General features: G+C 59.3%; 18 protein-coding genes. 14 read left to right on the top strand and 4 right to left on the bottom strand.

Annotation, left to right across the window (positions count from 1 at the left end):
• Window positions 1-7 precede the first annotated feature (7 nt).
• Window positions 8-967: an NADPH:quinone oxidoreductase family protein gene (locus ACORLH_RS16505; protein ID WP_321829430.1), complete on the bottom strand. Its 960-nt coding sequence runs from the start codon at window positions 965-967 to the stop codon at window positions 8-10.
• Between the two features lie 352 nt (window positions 968-1,319).
• Between ACORLH_RS16505 and ACORLH_RS16500 the strand changes: the two genes are divergently transcribed.
• The 5 genes from ACORLH_RS16500 (at window position 1,320) to ACORLH_RS16480 (ending at window position 5,513) form a co-directional block, all read left to right on the top strand.
• Window positions 1,320-1,691: a helix-turn-helix transcriptional regulator gene (locus ACORLH_RS16500; RefSeq protein WP_321829429.1), complete on the top strand. Its 372-nt coding sequence runs from the start codon at window positions 1,320-1,322 to the stop codon at window positions 1,689-1,691.
• Between the two features lie 117 nt (window positions 1,692-1,808).
• A complete protein-coding gene (gene hisN, locus ACORLH_RS16495; protein ID WP_321829427.1) occupies window positions 1,809-2,615 on the top strand; it encodes a histidinol-phosphatase in 807 nt (268 codons plus the stop codon).
• Between the two features lie 140 nt (window positions 2,616-2,755).
• Entirely contained in the window at window positions 2,756-4,090 is a 1,335-nt protein-coding gene (locus ACORLH_RS16490; RefSeq protein WP_321829426.1) for an 8-oxoguanine deaminase, read from the top strand.
• A gap of 341 nt (window positions 4,091-4,431) precedes the next feature.
• Window positions 4,432-4,914, top strand: a complete 483-nt coding sequence (locus tag ACORLH_RS16485; RefSeq protein ID WP_321829425.1) for a CAP domain-containing protein — start codon at window positions 4,432-4,434, stop codon at window positions 4,912-4,914.
• Between the two features lie 101 nt (window positions 4,915-5,015).
• Window positions 5,016-5,513, top strand: a complete 498-nt coding sequence (locus ACORLH_RS16480; RefSeq protein WP_321829424.1) for a CAP domain-containing protein — start codon at window positions 5,016-5,018, stop codon at window positions 5,511-5,513.
• A 69-nt stretch (window positions 5,514-5,582) separates the two neighbouring features.
• On the opposite strand, the gene guaD is transcribed toward ACORLH_RS16480, so the two are convergent.
• Window positions 5,583-6,902: a guanine deaminase gene (gene guaD, locus ACORLH_RS16475; protein WP_321829423.1), complete on the bottom strand. Its 1,320-nt coding sequence runs from the start codon at window positions 6,900-6,902 to the stop codon at window positions 5,583-5,585.
• A gap of 184 nt (window positions 6,903-7,086) precedes the next feature.
• Here guaD and mgtE point away from each other — a divergent pair, with 184 nt between their 5' ends.
• Window positions 7,087-8,520 carry a magnesium transporter gene (gene mgtE / locus ACORLH_RS16470; RefSeq protein WP_321829422.1) on the top strand — a complete coding sequence of 478 codons (1,434 nt, stop codon included), beginning with the start codon at window positions 7,087-7,089 and terminating at the stop codon, window positions 8,518-8,520.
• The gene (locus tag ACORLH_RS16465) at window positions 8,517-9,074 is read left to right on the top strand and encodes a 5-formyltetrahydrofolate cyclo-ligase (RefSeq protein ID WP_321829421.1); all 558 of its coding nucleotides are present in this window, start codon (window positions 8,517-8,519) and stop codon (window positions 9,072-9,074) included. The genes mgtE and ACORLH_RS16465 overlap by 4 nt, the downstream gene beginning before the upstream one ends.
• Here ACORLH_RS16465 and ACORLH_RS16460 read toward each other — a convergent pair.
• Window positions 9,071-9,697 (bottom strand): GntR family transcriptional regulator, encoded by a 627-nt coding sequence (locus tag ACORLH_RS16460; protein ID WP_321829420.1) that lies wholly within the window; start codon window positions 9,695-9,697, stop codon window positions 9,071-9,073. The two genes, ACORLH_RS16465 and ACORLH_RS16460, sit on opposite strands and share 4 nt — an antisense overlap.
• A 67-nt stretch (window positions 9,698-9,764) precedes the next feature.
• Between ACORLH_RS16460 and ACORLH_RS16455 the strand changes: the two genes are divergently transcribed.
• From ACORLH_RS16455 to ACORLH_RS16435, 5 genes are all read left to right on the top strand, one after another.
• Window positions 9,765-10,262, top strand: a complete 498-nt coding sequence (locus ACORLH_RS16455; RefSeq protein WP_321829419.1) for an OsmC family protein — start codon at window positions 9,765-9,767, stop codon at window positions 10,260-10,262.
• Window positions 10,263-10,348: 86 nt separating this feature from the next.
• Window positions 10,349-11,170, top strand: a complete 822-nt coding sequence (locus ACORLH_RS16450; RefSeq protein WP_321829418.1) for a TIGR00282 family metallophosphoesterase — start codon at window positions 10,349-10,351, stop codon at window positions 11,168-11,170.
• Window positions 11,171-11,189: 19 nt separating this feature from the next.
• Window positions 11,190-12,116: a DMT family transporter gene (locus tag ACORLH_RS16445; RefSeq protein WP_321829417.1), complete on the top strand. Its 927-nt coding sequence runs from the start codon at window positions 11,190-11,192 to the stop codon at window positions 12,114-12,116.
• 20 nt (window positions 12,117-12,136) lie between these two features.
• Window positions 12,137-13,915, top strand: coding sequence for an SLC13 family permease (locus tag ACORLH_RS16440; protein ID WP_321829416.1), 1,779 nt, complete (start codon window positions 12,137-12,139; stop codon window positions 13,913-13,915).
• Between the two features lie 139 nt (window positions 13,916-14,054).
• The gene (locus ACORLH_RS16435) at window positions 14,055-14,795 is read left to right on the top strand and encodes a YebC/PmpR family DNA-binding transcriptional regulator (RefSeq protein WP_321829415.1); all 741 of its coding nucleotides are present in this window, start codon (window positions 14,055-14,057) and stop codon (window positions 14,793-14,795) included.
• Window positions 14,796-15,281: 486 nt separating this feature from the next.
• Here ACORLH_RS16435 and ACORLH_RS16430 read toward each other — a convergent pair whose 3' ends face one another.
• Complete coding sequence (locus ACORLH_RS16430) at window positions 15,282-16,169, bottom strand: LysR family transcriptional regulator ArgP (RefSeq protein WP_321829414.1); 888 nt, start codon at window positions 16,167-16,169, stop codon at window positions 15,282-15,284.
• Window positions 16,170-16,256: 87 nt separating this feature from the next.
• Between ACORLH_RS16430 and ACORLH_RS16425 the strand changes: the two genes are divergently transcribed.
• Both ACORLH_RS16425 and ACORLH_RS16420 read left to right on the top strand, forming a co-directional pair.
• Window positions 16,257-16,850, top strand: coding sequence for a LysE/ArgO family amino acid transporter (locus ACORLH_RS16425; protein WP_321829413.1), 594 nt, complete (start codon window positions 16,257-16,259; stop codon window positions 16,848-16,850).
• A gap of 70 nt (window positions 16,851-16,920) precedes the next feature.
• Window positions 16,921-17,823 (top strand): DMT family transporter, encoded by a 903-nt coding sequence (locus ACORLH_RS16420; protein WP_321829411.1) that lies wholly within the window; start codon window positions 16,921-16,923, stop codon window positions 17,821-17,823.
• The last annotated feature ends 34 nt before the right edge of the window (window positions 17,824-17,857 follow it).

The following is a 17,857-nucleotide window of genomic DNA, read 5'->3' as shown; positions in this document are numbered from 1 at the left end:
TGGTACGTCAGGGTGTGACAACAACTTTGCCGGTTGATTTGCGGCTGCGGAGCAGCTCCAGTGCCTCATCCGCACGGTCCAGCGGCAGCACATGGCTGACATGGGGCTTCAGGTGCCCCGCCTCATACCATGTGAACAGTTCAGCCATGCTGCCGGTCAGGACCTCAGGCGCGAACTTCAGATATCCGCCCCAGTAAAGCCCCAGCACGGTAAGGTTTTTCACCAACAGATGGTTTGCGGGGATCTGCGGCACCTCACCACTGGCAAAGCCGATCGGGATCAGCCGGGCCTCAGGCTTACAAGCGCGGAAGGCGGCCTCCCACTGGTCACCACCGACGGGATCATAAACCACATCGGCGCCGCCAAGCGCCTTCACCTCTGCACGCAGGTCGGCGGTTTTGGCATCGATCAGATGATCGGCCCCGGCGGCTTTTGCGGCCTCCAGCTTGTCTGCGCCGCGGGCGCAGGCGATCACCTTGGCGCCCATAAGTTTACCAATCTCAACAGCCGTTAACCCAACACCGCCGGCGGCCCCCAGCACCAGTAGTGTCTCCCCCGGCTGCATTCTGGCTCGATGTTTCAGGGCGATATGGCTGGTGCCATAGGCAATCTGAAAGGCGGCGGCCTCTTCATAGGGCATGCTGTCCGGGATCGGCACCAGTCGGTCGGCGGCAAAACAGCCGTATTCCGCCAAGCCACCGCTGCCAGCATAAACTGCCACCCGTGTGCCGGCGGCTGGCCCCTCGGTTTCGGGGCCCAGCGTCACAACCTCACCGGCCATTTCCAGCCCCAGCGTGAAGGGCAGCTGCGGCGTGTCCTGATATTTGCCTTTGGTCATCAGGGTATCGGCAAAATTCAAACTGCAGGCGTGGATCCGGATCAATGCCTGCCCCTGCTGCGGCTGTGGCTGCGGCCCTTCGACCAAAGCGGGGGGGTGTTCAAAACTGTGAACCTGAAATGACCGCATGGCCGCGCCTCCTCTATGTCTCCTCACGTCGGTTATGCCGCGTTGCAGCATGGCTGTCAAAACCTGTGGCGGGGGCGGGGCAGACGACGTTGCGCAAAATTGGGGCAGAGGGGCGGACAATCGCGGAAATCGGGTGAAATTGTCCAGTTTCCGCTGCGTAAGCTGTGTGACTTCTAGCACAACCTATCCGAATGAGCGCGAATTGCTCACTCAAAGCGTGTGTTTCTCCTTGATAGAATCGCCTGTTTCATTAAGGTCAACACCCAGTAAACGTTGGGGATTATCGTGCAACGCCTGATCGAGTAGCCACGGCACCCATGTTTTGAGATATGGTTTTGTTAAGGAGAGGCACATGGCGCACCCCGTAGATGTGCATGTTGGCAAGCGTGTTCGGCATCGTCGTTGGATGGTTGGCATGACGCAGCAGCAGCTCGCCGAAAAAGTGGGCATCAAGTTTCAGCAAATTCAGAAATATGAGACCGGCACCAACCGTGTCAGCGCCTCGCGTCTCTGGGCCATCGCCGAAGCCCTGAACGTTGAAGTGAGCTTTTTCTTCGAAGGTCTGGACGGCGATCAGGAAGATGCGGGTGCAGAAACCATCGGCCCGGCCGATCTGATTGCCGACAAAGAGGCGCTGGATCTGGTGCGCTCCTACTACGGGATCCCGGAACATCAGCGCAAACGCCTGTTTGAACTGGCCCGCTGCCTGTCCGACGTGGCCTGATCCACAATTTGCGTTAGAGAATCGACAGCGCGCCGCCCCATGGGCGGCGCTGGCGCTTGAGGCGCCGTGACAGGCATAGTACCCCTTGGCGCAACTGCGAATAGGGGAGCCCTGCAGATGAACACTTCAGACATTCTGACAACGGCCCATGCCATGGCGGATGCGGCGCGCGCGGCCATTCTGCCGCATTTCCGCGCGGCGGGGCTGGCTGCTGAAAACAAACTGGCAGATGGCTTTGATCCGGTCACCGTGGCGGACCGGGCCGCGGAACAGGCAATGCGCCAGGTATTGGCCGAGCGCCGCCCCGATGACGGCATCTTGGGTGAAGAGTTCGGTGTGAGCGAAGGCAGCAGCGGTTTGCACTGGGTGCTGGATCCGATCGATGGCACCCGCGGATTTGTGTCTGGCACGCCAACCTGGGGTGTGCTGATTGCCCTGTCTGATGAAAACGGTCCCAAGTTTGGCATGATCGATCAGCCTTATATTTGCGAACGCTTCTGGGGGGGCAAAGGGGAGGCTGCACTAGCGGCTCAGATGACCGGCCCGCACGGCAGCGGCCCCCTGCAGGTACGCGGTGGGCGCCCGCTGTCTGAGGCGATGTTGTTTACCACTTTCCCCGAAGTGGGTTCTGAGGCGGAGCGTGCTGGTTTTCAGGCGGTGGAACAACAGGTTAAGCTGACCCGCTACGGGATGGATTGCTACGCCTATGCGCTGTTGGCAGCAGGGCAAATTGATCTGGTGGTTGAGGCCGGGTTGCAGCCCTACGACATTCAGGCGCCGATTGCGGTGATTGCGGCTGCGGGCGGCATTGTCACCGACTGGCAGGGTGGCCCGGCCCATCAAGGCGGGCGTGTTCTGGCCGCGGCCCATGCTGATCAACACGCCGAGGCCCTGGCCATTTTGCGAAATGTGCCTGCCGGTTAAACTGGTCTGACGCCACGCGGGCTTGATCGCGCGGCGGATTTCAGCGATCAAAGGGGCAGCTCTGCGAGTCCTTTGCCCCTTTCTGTCGCAGGCTTCACACACACGTACCGAAGGGGGCCAAACCGTGTGTGGAGCAAGCTATGACTCACCTAACTATCCGAAATGCCGACCATATTCTGACGATGAACGACCGTCGTGAGGAATTGCGCGGCGCTGATATTCACCTTTCTGATGGGCAAATCACGGCGATTGGCCATGACCTGCCGGTGCAGGGGGAGGTGGTGGAGGCCACAGGCTGCGTGGTGACGCCCGGGTTAGTGAACACCCATCACCACCTCTATCAAAGTCTGACCCGCGCAGTTCCCGGTGGTCAGGACGCCCTGTTGTTTGGCTGGCTGCAGACCCTCTATCCGATCTGGTCACGTTTTGACCCTGAGGCCTTCTTTGTCTCGGCGCAGGTTGGGTTGGCCGAATTGGCCCTGTCTGGCTGTTCGCTCAGTTCGGATCACCTTTATCTGTTTCCCAACGGCGGGCGGTTGGATGACACCATCGCCGCAGCAGCCGAGATTGGCATGCGGTTTCATCCAACCCGCGGCGCGATGAGCATCGGCGAAAGTGATGGCGGGCTGCCGCCGGACCACCTGGTGGAGCGGGAAGCCGACATTCTGGAGGATTGCATCCGGGTGATTGACGCCCATCATGACAGCTCCGATGGCTCCATGTGCCGCGTTGGCGTTGCCCCCTGTTCACCGTTTTCGGTCAGCCGTGAGCTGATGCGCGATGCGGCTGTTCTGGCGCGCGACAAGGGGGTGATGTTGCATACGCATCTGGCGGAAAACGACGAAGACATCGCTTATTCGCTGGAAAAATTCGGCTGTCGCCCCGGGCAATACGCTGAGGATCTGGGCTGGACCGGTCCCGACGTCTGGCACGCCCATTGCGTGAAACTGGACGGTGAGGAGATCGACCTTTTTGCCCGATCACGCACCGGTGTCGCTCATTGCCCCTGTTCGAACTGTCGCCTCGGTTCGGGCATTGCGCCGCTGCGTCCGATGCGGGACGCGGGCGTCAAGGTGGGGCTGGGCGTCGATGGCTCTGCCAGCAATGACAGTGGCAACCTGATGGCCGAGGCGCGGCAAGCAATGTTGCTGCAGCGGGTTGCACGGGGCGCCGATGCCATGAGCGCGCGGGAAGCGTTGGAAATCGCCACGCGTGGCGGTGCCGAGGTTCTGGGGCGCAATGATTGTGGTCAACTGGCCGTCGGTAAACGGGCTGATATCGCTCTTTGGGACGTGCGCGGCGTGGAAAGCGCCGGCAGCTGGGATCCCGCCGCTTTGCTGCTTGCGGGACCACAGAAAGTGCGCCACCTGTTTGTTGAGGGCCGTCAGATCGTGCGGGACTACCAGATCGCCAGCCTGGATTTGCCACGGGTTCTGGAACGGCAACGCGCTTTGGCGCTGCAATTGGCAGAGTAAGAGCTGCCGAACAGCTCGGGCACGGCATAAGGCGGTTTTGCATACTCCTTTATAGGAGAACTGTGTGAGTGGCGTTTCAGGGCGGGGTTGCGACTCACCCTAGCGTGAGAGTGCAAACAAACGGTTAACCGCCCGCCCGGTCATGCGACCAAAACGTGAATAGCCCAATAAAAAAGGCCTTAGAGGGGGGATGTCCCCCTCTTTCCGCCGGTGCCACACCTTCTAAAGAAAGGCCCAATAGACGCCTGCAGAGCTTCTTTTTTTGGCCAAATTTGCCCAATATCACGGGGCTGCTACTCACACCTGCCCGTCAGGGCGCCCCTAGACGATTGGACCAATTGATGAAAATCCTGCGAAAATCCGCCCTGGTCAGTGCTGCCGCCGCTTTGCTTCTGTCGGCCTGTGTCAGCTCTGAGCCGGCCCAGTATCAGTCAACCAGCAACAGCCGTCAGGCCAGCAACGGTGACTTGCATCAGAGCTTGAATGCCGAACGCGCTGCACGTGGTCTTGGCTCGGTGCGCGCAGATGCCACACTGGCCCGCGCCGCTGCCGCCCATGCCCGCGATATGGCACAGAAAAACTACTTCTCGCACTATGAACCTGATGGCGGCACCCCGGTCACGCGGGTGAATGAAGCGGGCGGTTGCCGCGCGTCGGTCAGCGAAAATATCGCGATGAAATGGAATAATGACATGAAAGTGTTCTGGGCCTGGATGGGCTCACCCGGGCACTACAAAAACATGATGGGCAAGAAATATACCCGTTATGGTATGGGCGAGTATGGAGGCTACTACGTGATGGTGCTGGCCGGCCCCTGCGTCTGATCCTAACAACGCTAAAGTGATTGCAGGCTGCCCCGGCGACGGGGTAGCCTTTTTTTTGTCGCTTGCGGCGGGTTTTTCTTGGCTTTTAGGGAAATATTAAGATGCAGCAGGATAAGAATAACAGGATTTCGCGCGGATTGATTCTGGGGGCCGTGGTGGCGTTGGCCACGGGGCTGTCGGCCTGTGTTTCAACTGGCGGGGCGCCTTCGGCAACGGCCTCTCCGACCGTGGCCAGCAGTGGTTTTGGCGGCATTTTGAACGCTGAGCGGGGCAGCCGCGGCCTGTCCTTGCTAAGCGAAGACAGCGCGCTGAAGGCGGCAGCGCAGGCGCATGCAAACGATATGGTGTCGCGGGGCTATTTCTCGCACCAGTCAAAGGGGGGCGGCAATCCAACCAGCCGGATGCGGGCGGCGGGTGGCTGCCGGTCTGCCAACGCGGAAAATATTGCGCAGGGCCAGTCCAGCAATGCGGCGGTCTTTAGTGCCTGGATGCAGTCGTCAGCCCACCAGCGCAATATGCTGAACGGCTCCTACTCGCGCTACGGCCTGGGGCGTAGCGGCAACACCTGGGTTTTGATGCTTGCAGGCTCCTGCGTGTGACCTATCTGAGGCCGTGCCGTCTAACCCGGCGCGGTCTTGCCGTAGACCTAAACGCGCAGTTTTCCGCTATTAATCAACAACCTTGCGGCAAGATCCGTTGATCCAAACGCTGTGGATGGCGCGGTCATCGCCCATCATCAGCGTTGGAAACACCGCTTCCCAGATGTCATCGGCCCGGCTGGCGCGCTGGGCAATATCGGGTGTTGAGGCCAGGTCTAGAACCACCAGGTCAGCCTCCATCCCCGGGGCGATATTGCCGATCTTGTCCTCCATCCGCAGCGCATGTGCAGACCCGGCAGTGGCCAGGTAGAGCAATTCTGCCGCATGCAGCGGGCGGTGTCGCAGCTGCGCCACCTCATAAGCCGTTGCCATGGTGCGCAGCATGGAGAAACTGGAACCGCCGCCGGTATCCGTTGCCAAACCAATGCGGTGGCCGGCGCGACTGAGGCCGTCCATGTCAAACAACCCCGAGCCGATAAAGGTGTTTGAGGTGGGGCAATGGATCAGCGCCGCATCGACCTCGCGCAGTCGATCGCGTTCGCGGGGTTCCAGATGGATCGCGTGACCAAATAGGCCGCCGGGACGCAGCAACCCATAAGCCTCATAGGTGTCCAGATAGTCGCGCGCGCCGGGGTAGAGCGATTTCACCCACTCAATCTCATCCACCTGCTCACTCAGATGGGTCTGCATCAGCACCTCAGGGTGTTCCCCCCAAAGCGCCCCCAGCGCCCGCAGCTGTTCCGGCGTTGAGGTCGGTGAAAATCGTGGCGTGATGGCATAGCTCAGCCGGTCCACGCCGTGCCACCGGTCCAGCAGGGCCTTGCTGTCGTCATAGGCGGATTGCGCACTATCGCGCAGACCTTTCGGCGCCGTGTCACGATCCATACAGGTTTTGCCCGCAATCACCCGTTGCCCGCGCCGTTGCGCTGCGCTGAAAAACGCATCCACGCTTTCGGGATGAATGGTGCAGAAGCTTGCCATCGTGGTAGTGCCATGAGACAGCGTCAGATCCAGATACCTTTCTGCAATTTCATCGGCATAGCTGCGGTCAGCAAAACGCATCTCTTCCGGGAAGGTGTAGCTGTTCAGCCAGTCGATCAGCCGCTTGCCCCAGCTGGCGATGATGCCCGTTTGCGGGTAATGCACATGGGCATCAACAAAACCGGGCAGGATCAGGTGATCACCATAATCCACCCGCTGGGCGGCTGGATACGCCTCAACCAGACGCTCCGCTGGCCCACTTTCCAAAATCTTGCCATCCCGGATCAGAACCGCGCCGCGGCGTTCAACCTTGGCCGCCTGCTGCCCCTGCTCAAAGGGATTGCTGTCAAAGCGCAGCACCTGACCGGTGAGCAGGCTGTCGGTGTTGGCACTGGGGGCGTGTTGCATCGCGGGATTCCTTTGGCGGCGGCGCCGAAAACTGGCGCAGGGGTAATCTACGCAGTCAGGCGATGAAGGTAAATCATGCGGCGCGGTGGGACGGGGGCGTTTTTCGACCGCAATCTGCCGCTGGCCCGTTGCGCCTGTTGGCCTGCCTCCGTTAAGAGGGATGAAGGCGAGAGCGGAGGCAGAGATGCGCGAAGACCACGATCAGATCGACCTGCTGGACCGCGCCGACACGTCAATTGCGCCACAACGCAATCCTGATGGCACCACCGAAGGCGATTATGAACTGTCACGCCGCGATGTGGCGACGATCCTGCACACCGTAGATCGTGGTGATCAGCAGCAGCTGCTGACCCTGATGGAGCCACTGCATCCCGCTGATATTGCAGATCTTTTGGAGCAGCTGAATGCCCATGACCGCCGTCGTCTGGTGCAGCTTTACGGCCAGGAATTTGACGGGGACATCCTGTCCGAACTGGATGAGGGTCTGCGCGAAGAGATCATTGCGGTGCTGCAGCCGGATGTTCTGGCCGAAGCTGTGCGCGATCTGGAAACCGACGATGTGGTGGATCTGGTTGAGGATCTGGATGAGCCGCAGCAAGAGGCCATTCTTGAGGTGCTGGAGGATGCCGACCGCGTCGCGGTGGAGCAGGCGCTCAGCTACCCGGAGCATTCGGCCGGGCGATTGATGCAGCGCGAAACCGTGGCCGCGCCAGAACATTGGACGGTTGGGCAGGCGATTGATTTTCTACGCTCTGCCAAGGAGTTACCTGAACAATTCTACCATGTGATCCTGGTGGATCCGCGTATGCACCCAAAGGGCAATGTGACCCTGGGCAAGATCATGTCGTCGCGCCGTGATGTGCAATTGCAAGACATAGTGGAAGAGGTGTTTGAGGTCATTCCCGTCACCCAAGATGAGGGCGACGTTGCCTATGCCTTTAACCAATATCACCTGATTTCAGCGCCCGTTGTGGATGAAAACGACCGTTTGGTCGGTGTCATCACCATCGATGATGCGATGGCGGTGCTGGATGAGGAGCACGAAGAGGACATCCTGCGCCTCGCCGGGGTCGCGGATGAAGCCAGCTTGTCTGACAGTATCCTTGCAGCCGCGCGTGGCCGGGCGGTCTGGCTGGGGGTGAATCTGATGACGGCGATCCTGGCTTCGCTGGTCATCGATATGTTCTCAGGCACCATTGATCAGATGGTGGCTTTGGCCGTTTTGATGCCCATCGTGGCCTCAATGGGGGGCAATGCCGGTACCCAGACCATGACGGTGACGGTGCGCGCGCTGGCCACCCGCGACCTGACCGCGCAGAACGCCATGCGGGTGATGCTGAGGGAAGTCTCGGTCGGTGTGATCAATGGCGCATTGTTTGGGGCGATCATGGCGGGCATTGCGGTGCTGTGGTTTGGCGTGCCGATGCTGGCGCTGGTGATCGGATTGGCGATGCTGGGCACCCATGTGGCGGCGGCGCTGGGGGGCATTCTGATCCCGATGGGGTTGGAACGGCTGAACGTTGACCCGGCGCTAGCCTCGGGGCCCTTTGTGACCACGGTGACGGATGTTGTTGGATTCCTTGCCTTTTTGGGGCTTGCTGCACGGGTTTTGCTATGAACGATCTGGCTGAGATTAAGGCGCAGGCCCGCAAGGCGGCCTTTGCGCGACGCAAGGCGGCGCATACTGCCGGGCTGGTTGGACGCGCTGGTTTGCTGAGTGAGGTTCTGGCGGGCTATCGCGGCGTGCCACTGGCGGGCTATATGCCGATCCGAACAGAAATCTCCCCACTGCCCGCGATGGAGGAGGCCTGCGCGCACGGGCCTGTCGGTGTGCCCGTGATCCAAGGTGAAGCGCAGCCCTTGAAGTTTTCGCGATGGTCGTCGGATGGACCGCTTCGCGAAGGTCCGTTTGGGGCGCAGGTCCCTGAAAAGGATGACTATTTTGAACCGGAAATCCTGATCGTCCCGCTGGTTGCCTTCGACCGGGCCGGCAATCGTTTGGGCTATGGCGGCGGCTTTTATGATCGCACGCTGGAGGGGTTGCGGCAACGTGGGGGCTGTCTGGCCATTGGGTTTGCCTATAGCGCGCAGGAGGCGGCGGAGCTGCCGTTGGAACCCACCGACCAACCCTTGGACATGATCGTGACCGAGGCGGAAATCCTTAGCTTTTAGGCAACAGGCGGCATCACATCCAGCAAATGTGCCTCGGCCGCCCGCAGGTGGCGTTCCAGATGGGTAACGGCGGTTTCGCTGCCGCCGGCTGCTACGGCTGCGACCATAAGTCTATGATCTTCCAACCAATCCTCAGTCCGGCTGGGCAATGCGCCATAGGCGGCGATTTGGATCTGACAGGCGATCCGCAGCTGATCGATGATGGCTATCTGCCGGGGTCGACCACTGGGGGCATAAAGGGCCGCATGAAACCTCCGATCCCCTTCGGCCCAATTGGGCCCATGGGCGTCAATGTCCGAATGCCTCTGTACCTGCTCCAGATGCGCCAACTGTGATTGGGAAAAATTGCCAACAGCGCGCCGCAAGGCATCCGTCTCAAGCATCACCCGTAAATCAAACGCTTCCCGCAGATCGCTCCGGCTCATTGAGATCACATGCGCCCCTTTGTTGGGGGCTAGGGTGATCAGGCCCATCTGCGCCAATAGGGCAAAGGCATCCCGCACGGGGATCCGGCTAGCGCCAAAGCGACTGGCCAGAACCTCCTGCTTTAGTTTGGCCCCCGGCGCGAATTCACCCCGCAGAAGGGCGGATTTTAACTGATCAGCAATGTGTTGCGCCTGCATTTGGCATTGTTCCTTACATAATGTATACATGTATACATTATAGATTCGAAAACTTCCAGAGGACCTGATGCCGAATTTGTCCACGAAAGAGCACGACTTTACCGCCCAGATCCTTTGGACGGGCAACACGGGTCAGGGGACGGAAACCTACCGCGCCTATGAACGGACCTGGCAGGTCCAGACCCCGGGCAAGCCGGTCATTCACTGTTCCAACGATCCGATGCTTGGTGGTGATCCGACGCTTCACAATCCCGAAGATATGCTGCTTTCAGCACTCTCAGCCTGTCACATGTTGTGGTACCTGCACTTCGCATCAGAGGCAGGTGTTGTGGTCACCGGCTATCAGGACGCGCCGATTGGCAGGGGGGAAACAGCACCAAACGGGGCAGGGCGGTTCCTGTCGGCGGTGCTGCGGCCGGAGATCACGCTGGCACCGGGTAGCGATCCCGCCGCGGCTGACGCGCTGCACGGGCGCATTCATGAGTTTTGTTTTATCGCGCGTTCTGTAGCGTTTCCGGTCAGCTATGAGGCGACGTATTCTTTTGCCGCTGACGAATGTGCGTAACAAACTGTTAGGAATTTTGCCCTATTCATGATCGAAACGGGTTTGTTCCCCTTGCCACATCACCCGCCGCCGCCTAGGCAGAGGGCATGAAAATATTGTTCTTAGGCGATGTAATGGGGCGTGCGGGGCGGCGCGCTGTGGTCGAAACCCTGCCGAAACTGCGCGACGCGTGGCGGTTGGACTTTGTTGTGGTGAACGGCGAAAACGCCAGCAACGGCATGGGCTTGTCGGCGGAACATGCAAAGGTTCTGCTGGATGCAGGGGCGGACTGCGTGACTCTTGGCGACCATGCCTTCGACCAAAAGGATATGCTGCAGTTCATTGAACGTGAACCGCGCATCCTGCGGCCGCTGAACTTTGCCAAGGGCGCACCGGGACGGGGGCATCGGGTGTTTTCTGACCGCCGTGGGCGCAAGGTACTTGTGACCCAGGTTCTGGGAAATGTCTTTATGAAACGGGCGTTTGACGATCCGTTTTCGGCGGTGGATGCAGTGCTGCGTCAGCATGTTCTGGGCGGCGCCGTTCAGGCTGCGCTGGTGGATATGCACTGTGAGGCGACCAGCGAAAAGATGGGTATGGGGCATTACTGCGACGGGCGCGCCAGCGTTGTTGTGGGAACCCACACCCATGTGCCCACCGGCGATGCTCAGATTTTGCCCGGCGGCACTGGCTACCTGACGGATGCGGGAATGTGCGGCGATTACAACAGCGTCATTGGCATGGAAAAGGCCGAACCGATGCGCCGTTTTGTGACCGGCATGCCCAAATCCCGCTTCACCCCCGCCCTGGGGGAGGCAACGCTTTCAGGTGTTTACGTCGAAACGGATGATCGCACGGGCAAGGCAACCTTGGTTAAGATGGTGCGCCAGGGTGGGCGGCTGGAACAAGCGGGTCCTGACGCTGTTTAACCGCAAGATGAGCTGACACGTGAAAAATCCCCTCGGTCTTTACCTTTTCTTAGCGGTTCTTGGTGCAGGATGGGGCCTGAACTCGGTTCTGGCAAAGATCGCCGTCAGCGGCGGCTATGCGCCATTTGGGTTGATATATTGGCAGTTGGTGATCACGTCACTGATCCTTGGCGCGATCTGTTGGAGGTGTGGCAGCTGGCCAAAACTGGGGCGGGCGCAATTGCGCATGGCACTGTTTGTGGCGTTGATCGGGACGATCGTGCCCAACGCAGCCAGCTATCGCGCGGCAATAGACCTGCCTGCGGGCATTCTGGCATTACTGCTCTCGCTGGTGCCGATATGTGCCTTTCCTTTGGCGCTTGTCATGGGCAATGAACAGTTCAGCGGGCGCAAGTTTCTGGGGCTGAGCCTTGGCGCCCTGGCTGTGGCCCTGCTGGTCCTGCCCGGAGAGGCATTGCCAGATGCGGCGATGTTGGCCCTGTTGCCTTTGGCTGTGATCGCCCCGATCTGCTATGGGTTGGAGGGCAATGGCGTCGCAAAATGGGGCACCGGCGGTCTGTCGCCGGTCGAATTGCTGTTCCTCGCCTCGTTGCTCGGGGCAGCAATCGCCTTGCCTTTGGCAATCGGGACAGGGCAGTGGATCAGCCCTGCACCGCCTTACGCGCTGCCCGATCTGGCGCTGGTGGCCTCCGCGATGATCCATGCGCTTGTGTACACGGGCTACGTCTGGCTGGTGGGGCGGGCCGGGGCGGTTTTTGCCTCACAAGTGGCCTATCTGGTGACCGGCTTTGGCATCTTCTGGGCTATGGCTATCCTTGGGGAAAGTTACGCCAGTTCTTTCTGGGGGGCTATGGCATTGATGTTACTGGGGGTCTTCTTCGTGCAGCCGCGAAAGCAGATCCCTCTTGTTGCCGCTGCGCCCCTGCGCCACACTAAAGGGGAATGACCTAAGTTCGGGCGAAGTATATGGCGTTGATGGAGCTGTCGCAGACCGGCCAAGCGGTGTTGAGCCTCTGCGTGGTGCTGGGCATGTTTGCCCTGTTTGTCAAAGAGATATTCCCCACCGAAGTTGTGGCCATTTTCGGCGTTGCGGTGTTGCTGGCGCTGGGACTCTTGCCCTATGAAACTGCGCTGGATGTCTTGTCCAACCCCGCGCCCTGGACCATCGCGACGATGTTCATCGTTATGGGGGCCTTGGTGCGCACTGGCGCCCTGGCGGCATTCACCAACCTGGCGGATCGGGCCGGCCGCACGAACCCGAAATTGGCGATCGTGGTTCTGATGGCCTTTGTGGTTCTGGCCTCGGCCATCATGAACAACACCCCGGTTGTGGTTGTGATGATCCCGGTGTTTGTGCAGCTGGGGCGGACCATGGGGGTTTCAGCCTCAAAGATGCTGATCCCGCTCAGCTACGGCGCGATCATTGGGGGGACATTGACCCTGATCGGCACCTCAACCAACCTGTTGGTGGATGGGGTCGCGCGCAGTCAAGGCCTTGAGGGGTTTGGGATTTTTGAGATCACGCCGCTGGCCGTGGTGCTGGTCGCTTGGGGGATGACCTACCTGTATTTCTTTGGCCGTAAGATGCTACCGGAGCGGACGACGATGGCCTCGATGCTGTCAGATCGCTCCAAAATGAAGTTCTTTACCGAGGCCGTGATTCCCCCTGAATCCAACTTGATTGGCCGCGAAGTTGCCGGGGTGCAGCTGTTCAAACGCGAAGGGGTGCGCCTGATTGACGTGGTGCGCGGGGACCGGTCGCTGCGACGCAATATGAAAGATGTGGTTCTGCAGGTTGGCGACCGCGTGGTGCTGCGCACCCAGATGACCGAACTGTTGAGCTTGCAGCGCAACAAAAGCCTGAAACGATTGGATCAGGTCGGCGCCGTGGAAACCTCAACGGTGGAGGTGCTGATCACGCCGGGCTGCAAAATGGTGGGCCGCGCGCTGGGATCCATGCGTCTGCGTCGCCGTTATGGTGTTTACCCGCTGGCGCTGCACCGGCGGAACCAGAATATCAGCGGCCAGTTGGATGAACAGGTGGTGCGCGTCGGCGACACGCTGCTGCTAGAAGGCGCGCCCGAAGATGTGCAGCGCCTGGCCTCCGACATGGATATGGTTGACGTTACGCAGCCATCCGTCAAAGCCTACCGCCGAGGGCATGCCCCGCTGGCGGTGGCCACGTTGCTTGCAATCGTTGGGCTTGCCGCTCTGGGCGTCGCGCCGCTGTTCCATCTGTCGGTCATTGGCGTGGCGCTGGTGCTTGTCAGCCGCTGCATCGACAGCGAGGAGGCGTTTACCTTTATTGAGGGCCGGTTGCTGGCCCTGATCTTTGCCATGCTGGCCATCGGTGCTTCCCTACAACACACTGGCGCTGTTGCCTTAATTGTCGATGCGATTGCACCCTGGCTGGGTCAATTGCCGCCCTTCCTGATCGTCTGGGCCATTTACCTTTTGACGTCGGTGTTAACCGAAATGGTGTCAAATAACGCGGTTGCCGTTGTGGTCACCCCGATCGCGATTGGCCTGGCCGGCGCCATGGGCATCGATCCGCGCCCGTTGGTGATTGCCGTGATGGTCGCAGCCTCCTGCAGCTTTGCCACGCCGATCGGCTATCAGACAAACATGCTGGTTTACGGTCCCGGCGGCTATAAGTTCACCGATTTTCTGCGGGTTGGCGTGCCGCTCAACCTCACGATGGGGCTCTTGGCCTCGGCGCTGATCCCGGTGATTTGGCCGCTTTGACGTGACCCTGCCGCAATATTCAGGAAAATAAGGCGTTCTGAGCACGCTTTCGCGGGATTGAAGCGGTGGCAGGCTTGCAGCCCCCTGCGCCGCTCCTTTATAGATCGGTCCAAACAGGACAATACGAACGGAGGGTGCCATGGCTGGCCACTCAAAATGGGCAAACATTCAGCACCGCAAAGGCCGCCAGGACGCCGCGCGGTCCAAGCTGTTTTCGAAGCTGTCGAAAGAAATCACCGTCGCTGCAAAAATGGGCGACCCTGATCCGGAAAAGAACCCGCGCCTGCGCCTGGCCGTAAAAGAAGCCAAGAGCCAGTCCGTCCCCAAGGATGTGATTGAACGCGCGATCAAGAAATCGGCGGCGGGTGAAGGCGACGATTACGAAGAAATCCGCTACGAAGGCTATGGCCCGAACGGCGTGGCGGTGATCGTGGAAGCGATGACCGACAACCGGAACCGCACCGCCTCCACCGTACGCTCCACCTTCACCAAAAACGGCGGCAACCTGGGTGAAACCGGCTCCGTTGGCTTCATGTTCGACCGTAAAGGCGAAGTGACCTACACCGCCGATGCAGGCGATGCGGACACCGTGATGATGGCCGCGATTGAGGCGGGCGCTGAGGATGTGGAAAGCTCGGAAGAGGGCCACCTGATTTACTGTGCAGACAGTGATCTGCACGAAGTGTCCGGCGCTTTGGAAGCAGAGCTGGGGGAATCTGAATCGACCAAACTGGTTTGGAAACCCACCACCACCACCGAATTGGATCTCGAAGGCATGCAGAAGCTGATGAAGCTGGTGGATGCGCTGGAAGACGATGATGACGTTCAGCGCGTGACCACGAACTTCGAAGCCTCGGATGAAGTTATGGAGCAGCTCTAAGCGCGCTCAGCTTCAGACATTGAGGGAAAGGCGGCGCTTATTGCGCCGCCTTTTTCCGTTTGGCGCAGGGGAGGAAACTTCCGTGGCGCTTATGCGGCTTGCGGTCTGGTGAGGCCGCTAGCCTAAATGACTCATTTATCGACCCTGTTTTCTCTCTACGATGCGCTGGCTTGTCTAATAATGATATCTGCGACGGAACTGCTTTTGCGCATTTGAAACGTTCCGTGAACCGGATTGCGATGGCGGCTGACAACGAATAAACGCGGTTCATTAGGGGGTAAGGACCCTGCAACCTTCGCGCCAAGAGCAACTGGACTTCAATCTAGACACGTCAATTAGTTGTCCCGGGTAAGTTCTGTGGATAAAATGTGGATAACTTTTGGCCTGTAGATAAATCTGAGGATTTTCTGAGATGGCAAAATTTATTCACACAATGCTGTGGATAAAGCTGTGTGTAAGTATTTTTTATTGTTTTAATTTAGGTGCTTAATGGTTTGTCAATTTATCCACATTTTCCAAGTTTTCTTTGGCAACAGCCCTGATGGCATCAGTCAACGGCGACAGCATGTCCGAAAACAGGCGTGAGTGCTGCCAAAAGAGTGACACATGCAGATCGCTGCCTTCGCGCAGCCGAACAAGCTCGCCCGAGACCAAAAAATGATCCACAAGCCCATGTGGATTCATGCCCCACCCCAGACCCAGCCGGGCGGCTTCGACAAACCCTTGTGTGGATGGAATTTGATGAGATTTAGTGCTGTGGATAACTCTTAAATTTTGTTTTATCCAAGTATCTTGTAGCTTATCTTTTCTGTTGAAAACCAAGGACGGAGCTGCCTCGATGCTCGACTTGTCCACACCGTTTTTGAAGTATTTCTGCACGTATTTTGGGCTGGCTGAGGCCACATAACGCATCGCACCCAACGGAATGGACTCACATCCGCGAGGCGGATTGGCGACTGACGTGATCGCAGCGCTCACTTCGCCCCGTTTCAGCCATTCGGCGGAGTGATCCTGATCGTCCACCACCACATCGTAGAGGTGATCAGGAACCCGGGCCAATGCGGCAAGAACCCAAGTGGCCAGGCTGTCGGCATTGACCGCAATGCGCATCCTGGCGGCTGCCCCCGCTGCTTTGCCCGTGACCCGGGCTTCCAGCAAAGCCACCTCTTGTAGGTGCCGGGCCAGGCGGTTGCCGGTATCTGTCCCGGTGCAGGGGCTGCCGCGTTGGATCAAGGGTGCGCCAACGTGTTCCTCCAGCTGGCGAATACGTTGAGACACCGCAGACTGGGTGATGTTCAACTGCGCCGCTGCCAGATCAAAACTGCCATGGCGCAAGACGGCGGCGAGTGTTTCAAGTTGGGTATAATCCAGCATAAGAATTTCTAATCCAATTTGAGAAACTTTAAATCGACTAACCAATCCCGCGGCGTTAGTCAAAATTTAAGACTTATGAGGTGAACTATGACGGCGATGTTTGCGGGCTTTGGGCTGGGGCTGTCCCTGATTGTGGCGATTGGGGCGCAAAACGCATTTGTGCTGCGCCAGGGAATTCTGCGGCAGCACGTGCTGCCGATCGTGCTGGTCTGCGCGATAAGTGACGCTGTGCTGATCGCAATTGGTGTCGCGGGGTTTGGTGTGCTGGTGGAGCGGCTTCCTTGGCTGGAGGGCGTGATGCGATTTGGGGGCGCAGCGTTCCTGCTGTTTTATGGCGCAAAGGCCTTTCTTTCTGCCTGGAGGGGGCAGGGCAACATGCAAGGCGGCGATAGCAGCGCTGGTGGCCTCTGGATCGCGCTGGCGACCTGTCTGGTCTTCACCTGGGCCAATCCGCACGTCTATTTGGACACGGTGGTGCTCCTGGGCTCGATCGCGGCACAATATGACGATCGCGTCGCATTCGGCATCGGGGCGGTAACCGCAAGCTTTTGTTTCTTTTTTGCGCTTGGCTATGGCGCGCGTTTGCTTGCTCCGATCTTTGAGCGGGCAGGCGCCTGGCAGGTCTTGGACTTCGCCATCGGCTGCGTGATGTGGGCCATTGCGGCGAGCCTGTTGCTCTGACCAGATCTGCAATCGCTTTGCGCAAGGGATATGGCTTGTGGATCTGCCGATCCCATGTCTTGATGCGCGCATGGATGAAAGGGCAGACAATCGAGTGAGCGCAGCCATCGGCTGGATGGTGGTGACCGGGCTGCTTTTTGTCTGTGTGACCGCGCTGGTGAAGCTGTTGGGTACAACTCTGCCTGCCGCCCAAGCCTCGTTTTTGCGCTATTTACTGGGGCTTGTCTTTGTTGTGCCGGTGCTGTGGCGCGGTCAGTTGTCTCAGATCAATGTTGCCACCTGGCGGCTGTTTGTCTGGCGCGGTCTGGCGCATTCCTTTGGCGTGTCTTTGTGGTTTTACGCCATGGCGCGGATCCCGATCGCTGATGTTACCGCGATGAATTACCTTGCGCCGATCTACGTCACCCTGGGCGCGGCTTTGTTTCTGGGCGAACGCTTGCACCTGCGCCGGCTGCTGGCGGTTGCGGGAGCTTTGATCGGTGCATTGATCATTTTGCGGCCTGGCCTGCGTGAGGTCAGCCCGGGCCATTGGGCGATGATTTTTGCCGCGCTGGCCTTCGGGGCCTCTTATCTGATGGCGAAACGCCTGAGCGATGTGGTGAACCCGGCGCTTGTGGTCACCATGCTGTCGATCACCGTGGCCATCGGGCTTGCGCCGGTGGCACTGGCAAATTGGGTGCGCCCGGATCTTTACAGTCTTGGCGTGCTGTTCATCGTGGCCTCCGCGGCGACCGCGGCCCATTACACAATGACACTGGCCTTTGCGGCGGCGCCGGTCACCGTGACCCAGCCGGTCACCTTTCTACAGCTGCTTTGGGCCGTGTTGCTGGGCTATTTTGTCTTCGACGAAGGTCTTGATATCTGGGTGGTAATTGGCGGTTTGGTGATCCTGGGGGCAGTGACATTCATCACCTGGCGCGAGGCCGTATTGAAACGGCGGCTGACCCCACCATCGCCGGCAACCAAACTTTAACCTTTTGCAGTTAAGCTGGGTTTGAGGCGGCGTT

Origin of the sequence: Thalassovita sp., assembly GCF_963691685.1 — a bacterium.
Classification (GTDB): domain Bacteria; phylum Pseudomonadota; class Alphaproteobacteria; order Rhodobacterales; family Rhodobacteraceae; genus Thalassobius.
The sequence above is the reverse complement of the archived record's forward strand: the minus strand, read 5'-3'. Positions and strand labels throughout refer to the sequence as shown.

Bases quoted from the DNA above. Each gene is read 5' to 3' on its own strand.
- ACORLH_RS16505 (WP_321829430.1), bottom strand. From the start codon at position 967: ATGCGGTCATTTCAGGTTCACAGTTTTGAACACCCCCCCGCTTTGGTC.
- ACORLH_RS16500 (WP_321829429.1), top strand. From the start codon at position 1,320: ATGGCGCACCCCGTAGATGTGCATGTTGGCAAGCGTGTTCGGCATCGT.
- hisN (WP_321829427.1), top strand. From the start codon at position 1,809: ATGAACACTTCAGACATTCTGACAACGGCCCATGCCATGGCGGATGCG.
- ACORLH_RS16490 (WP_321829426.1), top strand. From the start codon at position 2,756: ATGACTCACCTAACTATCCGAAATGCCGACCATATTCTGACGATGAAC.
- ACORLH_RS16485 (WP_321829425.1), top strand. From the start codon at position 4,432: ATGAAAATCCTGCGAAAATCCGCCCTGGTCAGTGCTGCCGCCGCTTTG.
- ACORLH_RS16480 (WP_321829424.1), top strand. From the start codon at position 5,016: ATGCAGCAGGATAAGAATAACAGGATTTCGCGCGGATTGATTCTGGGG.
- guaD (WP_321829423.1), bottom strand. From the start codon at position 6,902: ATGCAACACGCCCCCAGTGCCAACACCGACAGCCTGCTCACCGGTCAG.
- mgtE (WP_321829422.1), top strand. From the start codon at position 7,087: ATGCGCGAAGACCACGATCAGATCGACCTGCTGGACCGCGCCGACACG.
- ACORLH_RS16465 (WP_321829421.1), top strand. From the start codon at position 8,517: ATGAACGATCTGGCTGAGATTAAGGCGCAGGCCCGCAAGGCGGCCTTT.
- ACORLH_RS16460 (WP_321829420.1), bottom strand. From the start codon at position 9,697: ATGCAGGCGCAACACATTGCTGATCAGTTAAAATCCGCCCTTCTGCGG.
- ACORLH_RS16455 (WP_321829419.1), top strand. From the start codon at position 9,765: ATGCCGAATTTGTCCACGAAAGAGCACGACTTTACCGCCCAGATCCTT.
- ACORLH_RS16450 (WP_321829418.1), top strand. From the start codon at position 10,349: ATGAAAATATTGTTCTTAGGCGATGTAATGGGGCGTGCGGGGCGGCGC.
- ACORLH_RS16440 (WP_321829416.1), top strand. From the start codon at position 12,137: ATGGCGTTGATGGAGCTGTCGCAGACCGGCCAAGCGGTGTTGAGCCTC.
- ACORLH_RS16435 (WP_321829415.1), top strand. From the start codon at position 14,055: ATGGCTGGCCACTCAAAATGGGCAAACATTCAGCACCGCAAAGGCCGC.
- ACORLH_RS16430 (WP_321829414.1), bottom strand. From the start codon at position 16,169: ATGCTGGATTATACCCAACTTGAAACACTCGCCGCCGTCTTGCGCCAT.
- ACORLH_RS16425 (WP_321829413.1), top strand. From the start codon at position 16,257: ATGACGGCGATGTTTGCGGGCTTTGGGCTGGGGCTGTCCCTGATTGTG.
- ACORLH_RS16420 (WP_321829411.1), top strand. From the start codon at position 16,921: ATGGATGAAAGGGCAGACAATCGAGTGAGCGCAGCCATCGGCTGGATG.